Annotated in this window: 16 protein-coding genes; 3 read left to right on the forward strand and 13 right to left on the reverse strand. The window is 35.0% G+C overall.

The window, feature by feature from the left end:
* Positions 1-7: 7 nt before the first annotated feature.
* Entirely contained in the window at positions 8-1,126 is a 1,119-nt protein-coding gene (locus ACZ5R4_RS03080; protein ID WP_277677917.1) for a M20/M25/M40 family metallo-hydrolase, read from the reverse strand.
* Between the two features lie 128 nt (positions 1,127-1,254).
* Between ACZ5R4_RS03080 and prli42 the strand changes: the two genes are divergently transcribed.
* Positions 1,255-1,368: a stressosome-associated protein Prli42 gene (prli42, locus tag ACZ5R4_RS03085; protein ID WP_181397486.1), complete on the forward strand. Its 114-nt coding sequence runs from the start codon at positions 1,255-1,257 to the stop codon at positions 1,366-1,368.
* Between the two features lie 103 nt (positions 1,369-1,471).
* On the opposite strand, the gene ACZ5R4_RS03090 is transcribed toward prli42, so the two are convergent.
* From ACZ5R4_RS03090 to ACZ5R4_RS03100, 3 genes are all read right to left on the reverse strand, one after another.
* A complete protein-coding gene (locus ACZ5R4_RS03090) occupies positions 1,472-1,903 on the reverse strand; it encodes a BrxA/BrxB family bacilliredoxin (RefSeq protein ID WP_109984217.1) in 432 nt (143 codons plus the stop codon).
* A 120-nt stretch (positions 1,904-2,023) separates the two neighbouring features.
* Positions 2,024-3,871, reverse strand: a complete 1,848-nt coding sequence (locus tag ACZ5R4_RS03095; RefSeq protein ID WP_277677916.1) for a sensor histidine kinase — start codon at positions 3,869-3,871, stop codon at positions 2,024-2,026.
* A 30-nt stretch (positions 3,872-3,901) separates the two neighbouring features.
* Positions 3,902-4,897: a BMP family ABC transporter substrate-binding protein gene (locus tag ACZ5R4_RS03100; protein ID WP_054859325.1), complete on the reverse strand. Its 996-nt coding sequence runs from the start codon at positions 4,895-4,897 to the stop codon at positions 3,902-3,904.
* Between the two features lie 196 nt (positions 4,898-5,093).
* Between ACZ5R4_RS03100 and ACZ5R4_RS03105 the strand changes: the two genes are divergently transcribed.
* Positions 5,094-5,771, forward strand: a complete 678-nt coding sequence (locus tag ACZ5R4_RS03105) for a TerC family protein (RefSeq protein ID WP_245902302.1) — start codon at positions 5,094-5,096, stop codon at positions 5,769-5,771.
* Here the strand turns inward: ACZ5R4_RS03105 and ACZ5R4_RS03110 are convergent.
* The 8 genes from ACZ5R4_RS03110 to ACZ5R4_RS03145 all read right to left on the reverse strand — a co-directional run bounded on the left by ACZ5R4_RS03110 (position 5,768) and on the right by ACZ5R4_RS03145 (position 14,644).
* Entirely contained in the window at positions 5,768-6,403 is a 636-nt protein-coding gene (locus ACZ5R4_RS03110) for a trimeric intracellular cation channel family protein (RefSeq protein WP_109984214.1), read from the reverse strand. The genes ACZ5R4_RS03105 and ACZ5R4_RS03110 overlap by 4 nt on opposite strands.
* 19 nt (positions 6,404-6,422) lie before the next feature.
* Positions 6,423-7,088: a transporter gene (locus ACZ5R4_RS03115; RefSeq protein ID WP_464368060.1), complete on the reverse strand. Its 666-nt coding sequence runs from the start codon at positions 7,086-7,088 to the stop codon at positions 6,423-6,425.
* A gap of 173 nt (positions 7,089-7,261) precedes the next feature.
* Positions 7,262-8,524, reverse strand: coding sequence for a dihydrolipoamide acetyltransferase family protein (locus ACZ5R4_RS03120; protein WP_277677913.1), 1,263 nt, complete (start codon positions 8,522-8,524; stop codon positions 7,262-7,264).
* 19 nt (positions 8,525-8,543) lie between these two features.
* Positions 8,544-9,527 (reverse strand): alpha-ketoacid dehydrogenase subunit beta, encoded by a 984-nt coding sequence (locus tag ACZ5R4_RS03125; RefSeq protein ID WP_109984213.1) that lies wholly within the window; start codon positions 9,525-9,527, stop codon positions 8,544-8,546.
* The gene (locus ACZ5R4_RS03130; protein ID WP_277677911.1) at positions 9,527-10,525 is read right to left on the reverse strand and encodes a thiamine pyrophosphate-dependent dehydrogenase E1 component subunit alpha; all 999 of its coding nucleotides are present in this window, start codon (positions 10,523-10,525) and stop codon (positions 9,527-9,529) included. The genes ACZ5R4_RS03125 and ACZ5R4_RS03130 overlap by 1 nt, the downstream gene beginning before the upstream one ends.
* The gene (gene lpdA, locus ACZ5R4_RS03135) at positions 10,518-11,933 is read right to left on the reverse strand and encodes a dihydrolipoyl dehydrogenase (protein WP_054859321.1); all 1,416 of its coding nucleotides are present in this window, start codon (positions 11,931-11,933) and stop codon (positions 10,518-10,520) included. The genes ACZ5R4_RS03130 and lpdA overlap by 8 nt, the downstream gene beginning before the upstream one ends.
* Positions 11,903-13,021 (reverse strand): butyrate kinase, encoded by a 1,119-nt coding sequence (gene buk / locus ACZ5R4_RS03140; protein ID WP_464368061.1) that lies wholly within the window; start codon positions 13,019-13,021, stop codon positions 11,903-11,905. The genes lpdA and buk overlap by 31 nt, the downstream gene beginning before the upstream one ends.
* A gap of 3 nt (positions 13,022-13,024) precedes the next feature.
* A complete protein-coding gene (locus tag ACZ5R4_RS03145; RefSeq protein ID WP_464368062.1) occupies positions 13,025-14,644 on the reverse strand; it encodes a sigma 54-interacting transcriptional regulator in 1,620 nt (539 codons plus the stop codon).
* A 147-nt stretch (positions 14,645-14,791) separates the two neighbouring features.
* Here ACZ5R4_RS03145 and ACZ5R4_RS03150 point away from each other — a divergent pair, with 147 nt between their 5' ends.
* Positions 14,792-15,034, forward strand: coding sequence for a DUF2627 domain-containing protein (locus ACZ5R4_RS03150; RefSeq protein WP_109984208.1), 243 nt, complete (start codon positions 14,792-14,794; stop codon positions 15,032-15,034).
* Between the two features lie 41 nt (positions 15,035-15,075).
* Here ACZ5R4_RS03150 and ACZ5R4_RS03155 read toward each other — a convergent pair whose 3' ends face one another.
* Positions 15,076-16,422 carry an aspartate kinase gene (locus ACZ5R4_RS03155; protein WP_109984207.1) on the reverse strand — a complete coding sequence of 449 codons (1,347 nt, stop codon included), beginning with the start codon at positions 16,420-16,422 and terminating at the stop codon, positions 15,076-15,078.
* Positions 16,423-16,590 lie beyond the last annotated feature (168 nt).

The raw sequence follows: 16,590 nt of genomic DNA on the forward strand, positions 1-16,590 counted from the left end.
TCTCTCACTACTTTTTAATTGCTTGTTTAATGATTTCAATCATTAATTCTGGAATTTTTAATAATTCCTCTATCGGCATTTTTTCATGTTTGGTATGGATATTTTCATATCCAATTGCTAAGTTAACTGTAGGAATCCCTTTTCCGGATAAGTGGTTTGCATCACTACCTCCACCACTTTTCACGAGTTTTGGAGTTCGTCCAATCTTTGTCACTGCTTCCATTGCATTCCTAACCACTTTGTCTTCTTTACTAAAATGGTATGCAGGATACATATATTCTACATTAACCTTTGCTTTCCCGTTCATTTGCTCTGCTGTTTCTTTTAACGCATTTGTCATCATTTCTACTTGCGTATCTAGCTTAGCTTTTGACAGGGAACGAGCTTCTGCAACTAGCAACACTTCATCACATACAACGTTTGTAGGGCCTCGACCTTCAAAACTTCCAATGTTCGCTGTCGTCTCTTCATCAATACGACCAAGTGACATTTTAGTAATCGCCTTGGCCGTAATATTAATAGCAGATACTCCTTTTTCGGGTTGAACACCAGCGTGTGCCGCTTTACCAGTTATAGTAGCATAGATCTTTGCTTGAGAAGGGGCAGAAGTGATGATATGACCTACCGTTCCATCACTATCCAATGCATATCCATAATCCACTGGTAAATGCTTTTTGTCAAAATGTCTTGAACCTACTAATCCTGATTCCTCTCCACTCATAATAGCAAAATAGATGTCTCCATGTTCGATATCCTTTTCTTTTAGGAGATGAATCGTTTCAAAAATAGCTGCAATCCCTGCTTTATCATCCGCCCCTAGTATGGTGCTACCATCTGACATAATGTAACCATCCTTCTGTTGTGGTTGAATATTATTTCCTGGTGTTACTGTATCCATATGAGCAGTGAAATAAATCTTGTCCGCATTTTCGTTTTTTCCAGTTAATTTGCCAATTATATTTCCAGCTTCGTGTTGTGTATCTTTGTAACTATCATCTTCTAATACTTCAAGATCTAAATCTTTCATTTTATCTAAAATATAATCTGCTATCTCACGCTCTTTTGTCGTTTCGGAATTAATTTGAACGAGCTCAATAAATTGATGTACGATCCGTAATTCATTCATCCTATTTCCATCCTTTCATTTAAATTGTTCTATATACACGACGAGGAATCTTATTCTATTATGTACTTGTCCAATGATAAAATACCATGTAAAATAAATAGTAGTATTGCTAAAAGGAGGCTATCGGCATGGCATCAAAATCAAAACGACAAAGAAGAATTAAGTTAATTGTTTATCTTATGATTGCTGCAATGATTTTATCAACATTCACAATGGGATTATCAGCATTTATCTCCCAATAAACTCCTTGCGAACAGTGAACTTCAGGATAATAACAGAAAATATTACAATTAAAAGGGAAAGGAGATCATCACATCCTTTCCCTTCTCTGCTTACCTCTTTAACTTATACTTCCTCACAATAAGCATCAAATAATTGCTGTAACTTATTCACCACTTCTACTGGACTATGTCCTTCGATTTCGTGGCGTTCCACCATTTTTAAGATTTCTCCATCCTTCAATAAGGCAAATGATGGCGAAGATGGGGCATAACCTTTAAAATATTCTCTAGCCTTTTCTGTTGCTTCTCGATCTTGACCAGCAAAAACAGTAACTAATTGATTCGGTCGTTTGTCGTAATGGATCGCACTTGCTGCAGCAGGTCTTGCTACACCCCCTGCACAACCACAGGTAGAATTAACCATCACTAAGGTGGTACCTTCTTTTTCAAGGGTTTCTTCTACTGATTCTGGGGTTTGAAGCTCTGTATATCCTGCTTCCTTAATCTCTTTTCTGGCCGCTTCCACTACATCACCCATAAAAATATTAAAATCCATTCTTCTTCCACTCCTCTATTTATCTATATGTAACCCTTCGATACTCAGTACTAATTAGAAATGACTGCAATTGTCGGACGAATGCTTCTCTTATATCTTATCAAAAAGCAGTCTGTTATTTCAATTGTTTGGTTTAGGAGGAGGCTCCCCTTTATTAGTTATTGCTTCCTTAACAATGGGAAGGGAAATTTTAAATTCCGTTCCTGTTTTGTCTGAATGGGATAAGCAAATTTTGCCATTATGATTTTCTATTATACGTCGAACTAAATTTAACCCTAGACCAGTTCCATTAGATTTGGACGTTGAGAAAGGTTCAAATAGACTATCCTTTATATGGTCAGGAACTCCATGGCCACTATCTTTAAAAGATAGTATACACTGGTCTGCCGCGACCATTGACTTGATTTCAATTTTTCCGTTTGAACCAATTGCTTCAATACTATTTCTAAATAGATTCAGAAATACTTGCTTTAATTGCTTCATATCAGCAAAAATATAATGATTTTCTATATCTAACTCGCAATGAATATTCTTGGCCTCTAGAGTACTATTAAGTAAAGGCATTAAATCATCTAAAACATCCTTCACTTTCGTTAGTTGTTTTTCGGGTTCTTTTTGTTTAGACATAAGAAGCATTTGTTCGACTAAGGAATACAATCTTTCTACTTCTTTCATCATTAAATTCACATTATACTTTTCCATCAAATCTTTTTCAGATGATTCTAGCATTAACGTTAAAAATCCATGAATAACTGTTAGTGGGTTTCTGATTTCGTGTGCTGACATTGCTGCCATTTCCCCAACTAGAGCTAATTTCTCAGATTGAACAATTCTTTTTTCTAGAAGTGTTGACTCTGTGACATCGATAAAATAAAAAATTCGACCTGTAATGTTATCTTCCTGATCTCTTAACTTTGTTTGGGATACTAAATATACATATTTGTTCTTATTTAAATCTATGAGAATCTTTTTATTGTGATAATTTCTTTCGGAAATAAACATTTCTAATAATGGATGTAATTCCTCTGTTTCCTCAATGACTAATCGCTTCAATTCATCTGTCGTAATCTTCAAAGTATTATAAACAAAGGAGTTAGTCGTATATTCTCGACTTTTATTATCGTATGTAATAATGCCAATTGGTAGCGAATTAAGTACCTGTTCATGCTTTATTTTATCTCCAATAATGGTTTGAAATGACTGCTGTAATTGAAGAGACATTTGATTAATCGATTCCGTCAGACTTTGCAGCTCTAATTGGTTGGAATGCTTTAGTCTTTCACCATAGTTACCTTTCGCAATTTTATTCACCTTCTCCACCATTGATTCAATTGGCTTTGTCATACTTCGGCTAATGCGATAGGATAAAATGATGGAAATGATAAATGCTACTAATGTAATAACTAATAATACGATCAAAGACTTTTCAATAATAACTGGATAAGTATTGGCATTCTCATTAAAGATTTTAAATTCCTCATTACTTGCAGACTGAATGGATGTATGTATTTCTTCTAGCTTCGGTAAGTATTCATTTCTGATCACATCTTCGGCTACTTCTTGATTTTCGTATTCTAGCAATCCTCCCACTTTATTTACAATGATAAAATCCAATGTCTGTACTTGATTTTGGTAAGCTTCCAAATCTTTTGGGATAGGCATTAATTCAGACAAATCACTTGCTTGTTTTTCAGTTTCTAGATCTTGATATTTATCAACTAGGTCAGGTTCTATTCCTTTCTCAAGGTGAGCCTCCACTAGATATTTTTTTATCATCACTTCTTGCTCTAATTGTTTATACCAAGTTAATTCTGGAATGTTTTTGTTTTTAATCCGATTAGTGATTTCACTTATTTCATCAATGGATTGAATCAGGAAAAGAGAAAAACCACTAAAAATAACCAAGATAAAGAGGAGAATGCTTAAAAGCTTATTTTTTAATGAAAATTGTTTAAAAAAATCACGCATTTGCATTACTCCAATCACTTCTTAACACTTTCATTTTTTGTTTTGTGATAAAATTTCCTTTTTTTCTTGTTCAATAATTTCTATTTCATCTTCTGTGTACATTTTCCCTAATGGCGCTAGTCCGTAAACTCCGTCATATGAATCTAAATAAACTTTCTTTTCCGGAGTCTTAAGGTCTTTTTGAAAATCTTTCAAAATAGCGACATACATTTGCGGAACATTGTTTAACACACTTGTTAACATATGGTTCTCTGCCATATAAGATTGATCTTCTAAGTATCCAATCATATATATACCTTTCGTTTTGGCATAATTAATAACGGCTTGGTTATAACCATTTCCTTTTGTATAAATAATATCGACACCGTCATCTATCATCTTTTCAGCTATCGAGAGGGCTCTTTCTTTGTCCTCTCTACTATAAACAACTTCATATAATAATTCAATCTTCGGATTAATGGCTTCTATCCCAGAGGAAAACCCCCAATCCGAATGCTCATTATTAACTGCGTCAATCACACCTATTTTATTTGTCTTTGTTTGTAATGCTGCAGCAACACCTGCAACATACTCCATCTCCTGATGATCAAATGTATAAACCGTTAAATTGGAATTTAGATAATCACCATGAATCGTAACAAATTGAATATCTTTAAATTGATTAGATATCGTATAAAAAGCCTCTGAAAATTCTCTTCCATGGCCAATTACTAAATCCAATTCTTTTTCATTATTGTTTGCCTTTATCAAATTTTTTAAATCCGAGTCAATATCTACTTCATCTTCCATGGAAACTTGAACATCAAATTGTTTTTCTATTAATAATTTCCCTTTATAAGCAAGACTTCCCCAGCTCTGGTCAGTCATTTCATCTGTCGTTAGTATGAGTACATTTGTCGTCTTTTTTTCAGAAGCATTCATATCACTTATAATTTGTGTTGTCTTGACACATAAGATGATAAAGAAAATGGAAATAATTGATAGTATAACAGTAAAAATTAATTTTATTTGTTTTTTAGCATCCATTTTTGTACTCCCTATATTGATGTCTTCCATTTTCATTATACATAAAAGAATTCGATTTGAACACATACTTTTACATAATTCACCTTAATTCGACAAAAACATTTTAAGTAGCTCGTACAAAAAAACGGACCATTTTGTCATAAAGGAAAATTGGATAAGCATAGAATATAGTAAGTCATTACAAGGGGGGGTTATATTGTTATTTTATTTATTACAATGGGACATTGATTGGGTTCGCTTGCTACAAGTAATCTCCATTGATATTGTCCTATCTGGTGATAATGCACTAATTATCGCGATGGCAACTAAAAATCTTGAGAAAAGATATCAAAATAGAGCCATTTTCATAGGTGTTGCAGGAGCAATTGTGCTTCGAATACTTTTTGCCAGTGGAATTATTTACTTGTTGAGATTTCCATTTATCTATCTAATTGGTGGTCTCCTACTCATTTGGATTGGTTACAAAATATTAATAAAAAAAGAAGAGAATCCAGACATCTCTTCCCATCATTCCTTATATCGTGCCATCCTCACAATCATTTCAGCTGATTTAGTAATGAGCTTAGACAATGTAGTAGCTATCGCTGGAGCATCAGCAGGAAATATTCCGTTATTAGCTATCGGAGTGATTATTAGCATCCCACTTATGGTTTTTGGTGCTAAATTTATTGTGATATTATTAAAAAAATTCCCGTCTTTAATGTATGTTGGATCAGCAATTTTAGTCTACACCGGTGCCGACATGATTGTTCATGAAGAATTTATCATCCAGCTATTTCAAATTCATCATGCCGTTATTCCTTTATTATTCTCCTGTATTTTAACATTGGCTGTAATTCTGACAGGCTATATCACGAATCGAGAAGCTACTTAAGACTTGATCGTATTTTTTATTTTAGTTCTTTTGGTGACAACTGGAACATTCCACTTCCATTTAAGTGCAAGCATACGTATAGCAAACGTCATAATAAAACAAAGATATAGGCTAATCATCAATGGAAGGAAATCATTTGTTAGAATTAATACAAGGGACCCTGCTATGGAGGCTATTCCGTAAATTTCCTTCCGAAATACTAACGGAATCTCTTTAACGAATACATCTCGTAAAACACCACCGCCAATCCCTGTCACCAGCCCCATTGCTACAATAAGAAAGGGTTGTGAATAATCTAAACTAATTGCTGCGTTTGCGCCAACAGCAGTAAATACACCAAGTCCAATCGCATCAAAAAAGGCAATACTATTTTTAAACTGTCGAATCTTTTCATAAAATAAAATGGTCACTAAACTCGCCAACAAACTGACTAGAAAATATTGCGGGTAGATCAAGTTTGTTGGCGGTATATTTCCGATCATTAAATCACGTATAACTCCACCAGCCAAAGAAGTAGTTAGTCCTAATAACAAAACTCCAAATATATCTAAATTTTTACGTATGGCTAAAATAGAACCCGATATAGCAAACGCCATTGTTCCAATATAAACAAATGTTTCAATTAAAAACATCCCATGTCCTCCTTCGAAACTAATTCACACTTCGGCGATAAACATCCTCTATTTTTGTAAAAAACCACTGTAATGCTAAACCTTGGAGTAGTACCCCTAATATCGAAGTGATGCTTAACAGAATAATAGTAGGAAAATGTTGTATCATTTCTATACTTTTAGCAAATAAAAAAAGATGACTAAAAACTTCTATTATCGCATTATTCCATGAATCCAGTTTGTTATCCATTCTCCAGATAATTAGTGCTTCTATCCATAACCCAAAAGGAATTATACATATTATGATTAGTTTATGAGTTCGCTCTAATTTCTCTAAATAAGGTTTAATATAATATTTCGTGATTGTCTTAATTCGAAAAAGATAGAAAATCCTCACTATTCTAGCTAACTGAAAAAATTGATCCAACGGAATAACTGCTATTATCAAAAAAGGGTTTTTCTTAATAAATTGCCACTTTTCTTTCGCCAAGGCAAATCTTACAATAAAATCAATTGCAAACACTAACCAGACAATAAAGTGTATCTCAGAATTTATTTCATTGTCGGACCATAGGGTTAATATGGTTACAATAATCAATAAAATCATAAGCGAATCATATAAGATTTTCAACAGTTTTTGCATAATATCCATCCAAATCTCGATACATAATAGCTTGCTAGCTAACGCCTTAGAGATGTGAGTCAAGGTGTATGTCATCCAAGACCTTTGTACTTAGCAACACTTACAGACTAAACTGCGTCTCATTTGCTAGCTTCTAAAAAGAAGGAAACCCTCTCACTGTGCTAGGGTTTCCTTCTTACATAGTATACGAAATTTTGTTATAAAAAGAAACAACTTTTTGAGAGAATAACCTATTTTTAGTAAATAGGTGTAGTGTCGCTAGATATATTTTCTAATATGGATTTCACATGTGACATGAAAGCACCACAAATGACCCCATCTAATACACGGTGATCCAAAGATAAACAAAGATTAACCATATCTCTTGCGGCAAACATGTCATCTATAATAACCGGTCGTTTTACAATCGACTCTACTTGTAATATAGCAGCTTGAGGATAATTGATAACGCCCATCGATTCAACGGAACCAAAGGATCCTGTATTATTAACCGTAAACGTGCCATCCTCCATATCTTCTTTTGCAAGGGTGCCTGTTCTTGCTTTTCTTGATAATTGATGAATTTCTTTTGCTATTCCTTTAATACTTTTCTCATCCACATTTTTAATTACTGGTACATATAATTCATGCTCATGAGCTACCGCAATGGATAGATTAATCTCATTTCTTTGGATAATTCGATCTCCAGCCCAGCAACTGTTAAGCTCAGGGAATTTTTTCAAAGCTTTTGCTACGGCATTCAAGAAAAAAGCAAAGTAAGAAAGGTTATATCCTTCATTTTCCTTGAAGGAATCCTTTTCTGCATTTCGATAGGCAACTAAGTTCGTCACATCTACCTCGATCATCATCCATGCATGAGGTATTTCTGTCTTGGAGCGCACCATATTTTGAGCAATGGTTCTTCTTAAGCCAGTAACAGGAATTTCCCTATCACCTTGTCTTGCTTTGACTGGTTTACGACGGATGATTGGTGGTGTAAATTCCTCAAATTCTTCTTCTTCCTTTTTAGTAGGAATAGGCTCCTGGTTATCTTTTTGGGGAGAGTGCTTACTTTCGATGACTTTTTCTACATCTTTTCGCGTAATTCTTCCACCTTTTCCTGTACCATTAATCGTTTTTAAATCTAGGTTGTTTTCCTGTGCCATACGCATTACTGCAGGTGAATAACGGTTTTTCATCGTTTTCTCAGTCGAAACGTGCCCTTGTTCAACGACTTGCTGCGGTTGTTCACTCTCCTGTGCAGCAACTGCTTGTTCTGCTTCCATTTCGATATAACACATTAATTGGCCGACCTCTATTGTTTCTCCTTCTTGTGCGATGATTTCTTTAATCACTCCAGAATAGGAAGAAGGTACCTCTGCATTTACTTTGTCTGTCATGACTTCAGCAATTGCATCATATTTTTCAACATAGTCCCCTACCTTGACTAACCATGTACTCACTGTTCCCTCTGTAACACTCTCACCAAGTTGGGGCATATTAATTCTTTCCACAGTCAAGCGTCTCACTCCGATCTAATTAAAATTCCGCTAATTCTTTAATTGCCTGTTCTATTTTATCAGGGTTGATCATAAATTCTTTTTCTAATGGTGATGCAAATGGCATTGCAGGTACTTCCGGTGCCGCAAGTCGTTTAATCGGTGCATCTAAATCAAATAAGCAATTTTCACTGATAATGGCAGCAACCTCTCCTATAATACTGCCTTCTTTATTATCTTCTGTGACTAAAAGAACTTTACCAGTTTTGGTAGCAGCCTTAATAATTGCTTCCTGATCAAGAGGGTAAACGGTTCTTAAATCCAATATTTCTGTACTGATACCTTCCTGTTCTAGCTTCTCTGCCGCTTGTTTCGCAAAATGAACACAAAGGCCATATGTGATCACCGTTACATCCGAGCCTTCTTTTTTCACCTCTGCTTTTCCAAGAGGTACCGTATAATCTGTTTCTGGTACTTCTTCCTTTAACAATCGGTAAGCACGTTTATGTTCTAAAAATAATACAGGATCATCATCTTGAATAGAAGCCTTTAACAAACCTTTAACATCATAAGGACTTGATGGCATAACAATTTTTAAACCTGGCTGATTAGCAAAAATCGCCTCGATTGATTGAGAGTGATATAGTCCTCCATGAACACCACCACCATATGGTGCACGGATCGTAATAGGACAATGCCAATCATTATTCGAACGATACCTAATTTTTGCCGCTTCTGAGATGATTTGATTAACAGCTGGCAAAATAAAATCAGCAAATTGCATTTCTGCGACTGGGCGCATCCCATACATCGCTGCACCAATTCCAACTCCAGCAATTGCAGATTCAGCTAAAGGTGTATCCAATACTCTTTGTTCACCAAACTGATCGTATAGCCCGTCTGTTGCACGAAAAACTCCCCCTCTTGGACCAACATCTTCTCCAAGAATAAATACCTTTTCATCTCTTTCCATTTCTTCTTTTAGTGCAGCTGTAACTGCTTGAATATAGGATAATACTGCCATTATTTTCCCTCCTCCCCATATACATGATCTGTCAATGTACGAATATCCGCATATGGAGCATTTTCGGCATAACTGGTTGCTTCGTTTATTTCTTGTTTTATTTTTTCTTCCATTTCCTGTTCCAAATCCTCTGTCAAAATATTCTCTTCTTGCAGTGCCTGCTTAAATAACCAAATACCATCAGTCTCTCGAGCGGTTGTCACTTCATCTTTCGTTCGATACGTCATATCATCATCATCACTTGAATGTGGGGTTAAACGATAGGAAGTTGCTTCAATTAAGGTCGGTCCTTCCCCTTTTAAAGCACGCTCCCTTGCTTCTTTTACTGCTTGATACACCGTAATTGGGTCATTGCCGTCTACAGTTATCCCATACATACCATAACCTATTGCACGATCGGAAATTTTTTCACATGCTACTTGTTTGTTTAATGGTACAGAAATGGCGTATTTATTATTTTCTACCATAAAAATGACAGGTAGTTTATGAACACCAGCAAAATTTAACCCTTCATGAAAATCTCCTTGATTTGATGAACCTTCCCCAAGTGTAACAAAACTAACGAGTGATTTATTTTCCATTTTGGCAGCTAAAGCAAAGCCTACAGCGTGTGGAACTTGTGTAGTTACAGGAGAAGAGCCTGTGACAATTCGGTTTTTTCGTTGACCGAAGTGACTAGGCATCTGTCTCCCGCCAGAGTTTGGATCCTCGGCTTTTCCAAAAGCTTGTAAGAATATTTCTCTTGTTGACATGCCAAAATGGATCACAACACCTAGATCTCGGTAATAGGGCAGGACATAATCGACTTGATTATCCAGCGCCGCCGCTGCAGCTATTTGTAGTGCTTCCTGTCCTTGGCCTGAGACAACAAACGGTATACTGCCAGAACGATTTAACAACCACATTCTTTCATCTATTCTTCTAGCTAAGAGCATTTCTCTATACATTTCTAACAATGTTTCCTCATTCAATAAGCTATTATTTTTTAAGTTAACCATGAATTTTCCTCCCCTCAGCTGCTAAAGCAACTTCTCCAATAATCTCACTTAATGACGGATGTGGGTATACCGCTTCAGATGTTTCTATCCCTGATCCATCAAAATATTGGATTAAACTAGCTTGACCTATTAATTCTGTCACATTTTTTCCAATCAAGTGAACACCTAATACATCATCATTATTCTTGTCCAAAATAATCTTAGCAAAACCACTTACATCTCCGTTTACATGAGCTTTTCCTATTGCTTGGAAAGATGTTTTGGATATTTTGACTGTTTTTCCTTGAAGCTTTGCATCAGATTCAGATAATCCTATTGTTGCAATTTCAATTTTGCCATAAACACATGAAGGGATAGCTGTTTCTTTTAATAAGCTTGGATAATTACCAGAAATATGTTCGACTGCAATATTGCCTTCATATGTCGCAGCATGTGCTAGTTGTTTCCCTCCATTAACATCGCCAATTGCATATATATGAGATTCCTTTGTTTGAAAATATTTATTGACTTCAATAAAACCATTGCTTGATGTTCGAATATCGGTATTTTCTAAACCGATATTTTGAGTGTTTGCTTTTCTACCGACAGCAACTAGCATGAGATCTGTTTTGATTTTTTTTCCATTAGTTGTTTCAATCTCGACCTGATCTTGTTTACGTAGCGTATTCGGATCAACAGCTGTATTGGTTAATACTTGAATCCCTCTTTTAGTTAACAATTTACTCATCTCAGACGAAATATCTTGATCCATGTGAGGTAAAATTTGTTCCTCCGCTTCTATTAGCGTTACTTCTACACCAACATCTTGGAAGAAGGATGCCCATTCTACGCCAATTACTCCTGCACCAACAATCATAATGGAAGTTGGTAGCTCATTTAATGTAAGAGCATGATCAGATGTGATGACTTTTTCCCCATCAATCTCCAAGCCTGGTAACGTATTTGGTGCAGAACCTGTTGCAATAATTACATTTTTTGGTACTAAGATATCATTTTCTCTTCCATCTTGATATTCTACGGAGATACTACCTGCCATCGGAGAAAATATGGAAGGACCTAAAATTCTGCCATACCCTTGATAGACATCGATTTCTGCACTTTGAACTAAAGATTTTACACCATTATGTAGGGTGTTAATAATTTGATTCTTTCGTTCTATTGCTTGATTCAAATGAAATTGTGTTTCCTTCACTTCCACACCAAATTGTTTTGCATTCTTTACCTGTTGGAAAACTTCTGCACTTTTCAGCAATGCTTTTGTAGGTATACAGCCTTTATGAAGACAAGTGCCGCCTAGTTTTTCCTTTTCCACAATTGCTGTTTTTAATCCAAAGCGTGCTGCTCTTGCTGCGGTAACATAGCCTCCGGTTCCGCCACCTAATAGGACCAGATCATATTCTTTTGCCATTCTCCATCATCCTTTATTTCTTTCTCATACTCTTTTGGTATTTCCGTACCTTCTAAAACTCTTAAGGCTCCTCTTGATAAAGCTAGCATTACATTCTCGCCAGGATATTCATGGACGTCTGCAATCCAACTAACACGATTCATTATTTTTTGATTTAAATAGTGAATCTCTGCTAAATCGCCTGTTAGAACTATTTTGTCAACATTCCCTTCAAGAACTACAGCCATTTTACCTATTTCTTTAGCTACTTGGTAAGCAAGTGTTTCTATTACTAAAATAGCTTTATTATCGTTAGCTTCCACCAGATCCTTTACATCCCTTGCTTTATTTGTTCCTAAATATGCATATATACCACCTTGATGTATAATCATTTCCTTTAGCATATTTTGATCATGATGTTGATAGCTCAAATTAATTAATTCATTATTTGGAATACTGCCTGCTCTCTCTAATGAAAAGGGTCCTTCTCCATCAAAGCCGTTATTGACATCAACTACTTTGCCATTGGCATGGGCTCCAATTGTTACACCGCCACCCATATGTGCAATAATTAAATTCATCTCATCATAGTTAGAATTAGATAGTTCAGCTATTTCCCGAGCTACTGATTTTTGATTTAATGCATGAAAAATACTCTTCCTTTGAATAGTAGGTATTCCTGTTCTTTTTGCAATGGTCGTCATCTCGTCCACTACAACGGGGTCAACAATATATGCATCAATATTAAGATTACTAGCGATTTCATTAGCCAAAATTGCCCCTAAATTGGAAACATGCTTTCCATTAATGGATTGAAACAAATCTTCAATCATCTTTTCGGTTACAACATATGTTCCACCACTGATTGGTTGAAGTAAACCACCTCTGCCACAAACAGCATCTACGGATGAAATGTTTAAGCCAATTTCTCGAAATGCTTGAAATATTGCATCCCTTCTAATATGAACCTGTTCATAGATATCTAAATTTACATCGTGAAGTGAAAGGGGTAATTCTTCTTCGTATAAATTTTGTTCATTCTCGAATACGGCAATTCTAGTCGTATAAAGTAATGGATTAATTACTAAAACCCGATAGCTATTCGACATTGGCTATGAACTCTCCCTATTGATCTGATATTTATCCATTTTATAGTATAAATTTCGAACTGAAATTCCCAATGATTTAGCAGTCTGTGTTTTGTTATATTTACATTTTTCTAACATTTGCAATATATATTTTTTTTCAAACAAATCCATAGCTGATTGCAAAGGAAGAGAATCATCAATCGAAATATCCTTTTGCTTGTTTACTATGAATGATCGAAAGTGATCAAGAGTTAATACTTCTGTTAATGAATCAGCATGAGTAAAAGCTATATCCATCCAATACTTTAGCTCTGACACATTTTTAGGCCAATCGTATGTGTAAAAATAATCGAATACATTTTCATCAGCTGTTTTAATATTCATACCATATTTCAAATTATTTTGTGTAATAAAATGATTCACTAATAAAGTTAAATCCTCTCTTCTTTTCTTTAATGACGGTAAATGAATAGGAAAGCGAAGGAACATCTCTGCAAACTTTGAATCGAGCTTCTGCCTTATATCCTTTCTACTAGTACTCACGATTAAGCGAATATTATATTTATTGTTTTGAAATAATTCTACCAATTGCAATTGTATATTTATCGGTATAGCGGTAATCTCTTCGATAAAGAGTGTTCCGTTTTTAACTGTTTCTATGATGCCTTTTTGCTGTTGGTTACCGAAGAGTAGTTCCTCCAGCCTCTTGACATTTTGACCATCGTTACGAATATGGCGAAATGGATGCTTACTTCGATTACTGGCAAAATGGATGATATGGGCTAGCATTCGCTTGCCAGTTCCTGTCTCTCCTTCTATAAATAGAGGGGCATTTGTTTTTGCGTATAATTTACCGTGTTCCTTCGCCATTTTAATCTCGAACGATTGACCGATAAAATCTTCAAAAGTGAATGTCTTTTCCAAGTTTCTAATTAATCGCTTAGCTTGCTCTAATTTTTGCGCTTCTTTTTTTATTTCACTTAAGTTTTGCATCATCATTAGACATCCTATTAGCCTACCTCTAATAAAGGCTGGAGTGGAGCTTATTTTTATCTCTTGCTCCCATTGTCCAATTCGGATCGATTCACTCACAACTCTTCGATCCTGAAAAGTGATGGATTGAACGTGCTTTACTTTTGCTTCTATCTTTTTACGATCTTCAATTTCAAATGAATGGATTAATTGTGTCCAATTAGTATTATGTATTGGTTGTAATTGCTCTATAAGTTGAAAAGAAGCAGCAAAATCAACATGGTTAGCTAGTACTGTAAAGATTTCCTCCATGGAAAACAAATCGGCATGTGCAGTAAGATTTCCTACATAATTTTCGAAATTTTCACAAAGTAATAGTACTCCTATCGTACGTTTTTGTTCATCTAATAAAGGGCTATAAGTGGTAAAAAGTTTCTTTTTATTTTTTGTAATTTGCTCAATTCGATGCAATACCTTTCTCTGTTGCAATACCTTTGATATCGAATCCTCTTCAATCAAATCATTCCAAGGCTGATTAATTAAAGGTTGTTTCCATAGTGATGTTGCCTTTTCGTTTGCTTCCTTAACGATCCCGTCCGTATTAATAATTAGTGCTCCATACGGAAGATTTTCAACATGAACTGCATCCTTAACAAGAGATTTTGCAGACATTTTCATCACACCCTGCATTTTTTTGCGCACTTTTATAATAATATTATATGCAATAATTAGCAAGTAATAACATGAATTTCATAATGATTGGGATTATGCTATACTAATAAAAAATAGGATTAGGTAACATAGAATGGGGAATAAGACATGAGAATTATTGCATTACTATTACTAGTGATGCCAGCCATCATAGCCACTTACGGTATTAAGCTGATGCGTGATGCTTTCTTCGGGGAATTAACCGTCATCTTTTTTCATATTATTATTCAATTTATTATTGGTCTCATTTTGTTTATTGGGGGACTTGCATTTATCGGTGGGTTCATTTTACATCGGGATCGAAAGCGTCAATTGATAAAAGGAGGAAAAAACAACAGGTATCGTTCGTAGCCTGTTGTTTTTTGTTATTTTATTCAGTTTATAAATTCCTTTTATTGAAAGAACATTTCATATAATGCTCTTACTGATTCGTTTACCTTTGATGCTTTAATTCCAAACATCATCGATACCTCAGAGGATCCTTGGTTAATCATTTCTAAATTAACGTTCGCTTTAGCAAAAGCATGTGTAGCTTTATCAGCTAAACCAACAGTACTGTCCATTCCTTCCCCTACTACCATAATTAAAGCAAGATCACGATCCACATGAACCGTATCTGGCTTTAATTCTTTTTTGATACGGGCAATGACACGCTCTTCCTTATCCTTGGGCATGCGTGATTCTCTTACAATGACAGAAATATCATCAATTCCAGAAGGGGTATGTTCAAAGGAGATACCTTCATCCTCTAATATCGTCAATAGTTTGCGACCAAAACCAAGCTCTCTATTCATTAAATATTTGCTAACATAAATACTTACAAAGCCTGTATCACTAGCGATACCTACTACAGGATTAGGTTGTGCAGCTTTTTGAGCAACAATAATAGTTCCCATTCCTTGAGGATTATTCGTATTCTTAATACAAACCGGTATATCTGCTTTGAAAGCAGGAATTAATGCTTCGTCATGGAAAACAGAGAAGCCTGCATAAGACAATTCACGCATTTCTTTATATGTTAGTGAAGTGATTTCTTTTGGATTTTCAACAATATTGGGATTGACACAATAGACGGAGTCTACATCTGTGAAATTCTCATATAGGTCAGCTCTAACTCCAGCAGCGACAATGGATCCAGTAATATCTGATCCTCCTCTTGAGAATGTAATCAGTTTTCCATCTAACGTGTAACCGAAAAATCCAGGGATGACGACAATATCATCGCGATTTCTTAATTTATACAGATGCTCATAGCTTTCATCTAAAATTTGAGCACTTCCTGGATTATCACTTACAAAAATCCCTGCATTCTTAGGATTTAAGTAAGCGGCCTTTAAACCTAGTGATTGCAAATAAACACTTAAAACTTTTGCGAGAGAATCCTCACCCGTTGCTTTTAATGCATCCATTTTTAATGCATCACTATCATCTGAAGATAAGATAGAATGTATGCCATCTTCAATTTCCTTGATAACACGATCAGAAATTTGAAGTTCTGTTGTAATTTCTTGAAAACGATCTAAGATTTTTTGTAATTTTGAATCATATGGTTCATTTTTTAAATAGGCATCTCCCAATTCAATTAACAAATCTGTTACTTTTGTATCTTCTGAAAATCTTTTTCCTGGCGCTGAAACAACAATTACCTTTCTTTCTCGATCATCTTGAATAATATTTGCTACTTTACGCAGTTGTTCAGCATTTGCAACTGAACTTCCTCCAAATTTTGCTACTTTCATGTTATAACCTCTCCAATATTTATTTTTATGACATTAAAAATATTATCATACTTCGCAATATTTTGTTATATAAAAGTGATGTCTAATTCAAAATATATAGGAGGATATACACGTTTATCGAGATAGATCGCATCTGTTGCAAAAATACTGGACTATTTCTACCTATAT

Source organism: Gracilibacillus sp. JCM 18860 (assembly GCF_055395245.1).

Excerpts from the sequence above, each read along its gene's own strand:
- ACZ5R4_RS03080 (WP_277677917.1), bottom strand. The coding sequence starts at position 1,126 with ATGAATGAATTACGGATCGTACATCAATTTATTGAGCTCGTTCAAATT.
- prli42 (WP_181397486.1), top strand. The coding sequence starts at position 1,255 with ATGGCATCAAAATCAAAACGACAAAGAAGAATTAAGTTAATTGTTTAT.
- ACZ5R4_RS03090 (WP_109984217.1), bottom strand. The coding sequence starts at position 1,903 with ATGGATTTTAATATTTTTATGGGTGATGTAGTGGAAGCGGCCAGAAAA.
- ACZ5R4_RS03095 (WP_277677916.1), bottom strand. The coding sequence starts at position 3,871 with ATGCGTGATTTTTTTAAACAATTTTCATTAAAAAATAAGCTTTTAAGC.
- ACZ5R4_RS03100 (WP_054859325.1), bottom strand. The coding sequence starts at position 4,897 with ATGGATGCTAAAAAACAAATAAAATTAATTTTTACTGTTATACTATCA.
- ACZ5R4_RS03110 (WP_109984214.1), bottom strand. The coding sequence starts at position 6,403 with ATGTTTTTAATTGAAACATTTGTTTATATTGGAACAATGGCGTTTGCT.
- ACZ5R4_RS03125 (WP_109984213.1), bottom strand. The coding sequence starts at position 9,527 with ATGGCAGTATTATCCTATATTCAAGCAGTTACAGCTGCACTAAAAGAA.
- ACZ5R4_RS03130 (WP_277677911.1), bottom strand. The coding sequence starts at position 10,525 with ATGGTTAACTTAAAAAATAATAGCTTATTGAATGAGGAAACATTGTTA.
- lpdA (WP_054859321.1), bottom strand. The coding sequence starts at position 11,933 with ATGGCAAAAGAATATGATCTGGTCCTATTAGGTGGCGGAACCGGAGGC.
- buk (WP_464368061.1), bottom strand. The coding sequence starts at position 13,021 with ATGTCGAATAGCTATCGGGTTTTAGTAATTAATCCATTACTTTATACG.
- ACZ5R4_RS03145 (WP_464368062.1), bottom strand. The coding sequence starts at position 14,644 with ATGTCTGCAAAATCTCTTGTTAAGGATGCAGTTCATGTTGAAAATCTT.
- ACZ5R4_RS03150 (WP_109984208.1), top strand. The coding sequence starts at position 14,792 with ATGAGAATTATTGCATTACTATTACTAGTGATGCCAGCCATCATAGCC.
- ACZ5R4_RS03155 (WP_109984207.1), bottom strand. The coding sequence starts at position 16,422 with ATGAAAGTAGCAAAATTTGGAGGAAGTTCAGTTGCAAATGCTGAACAA.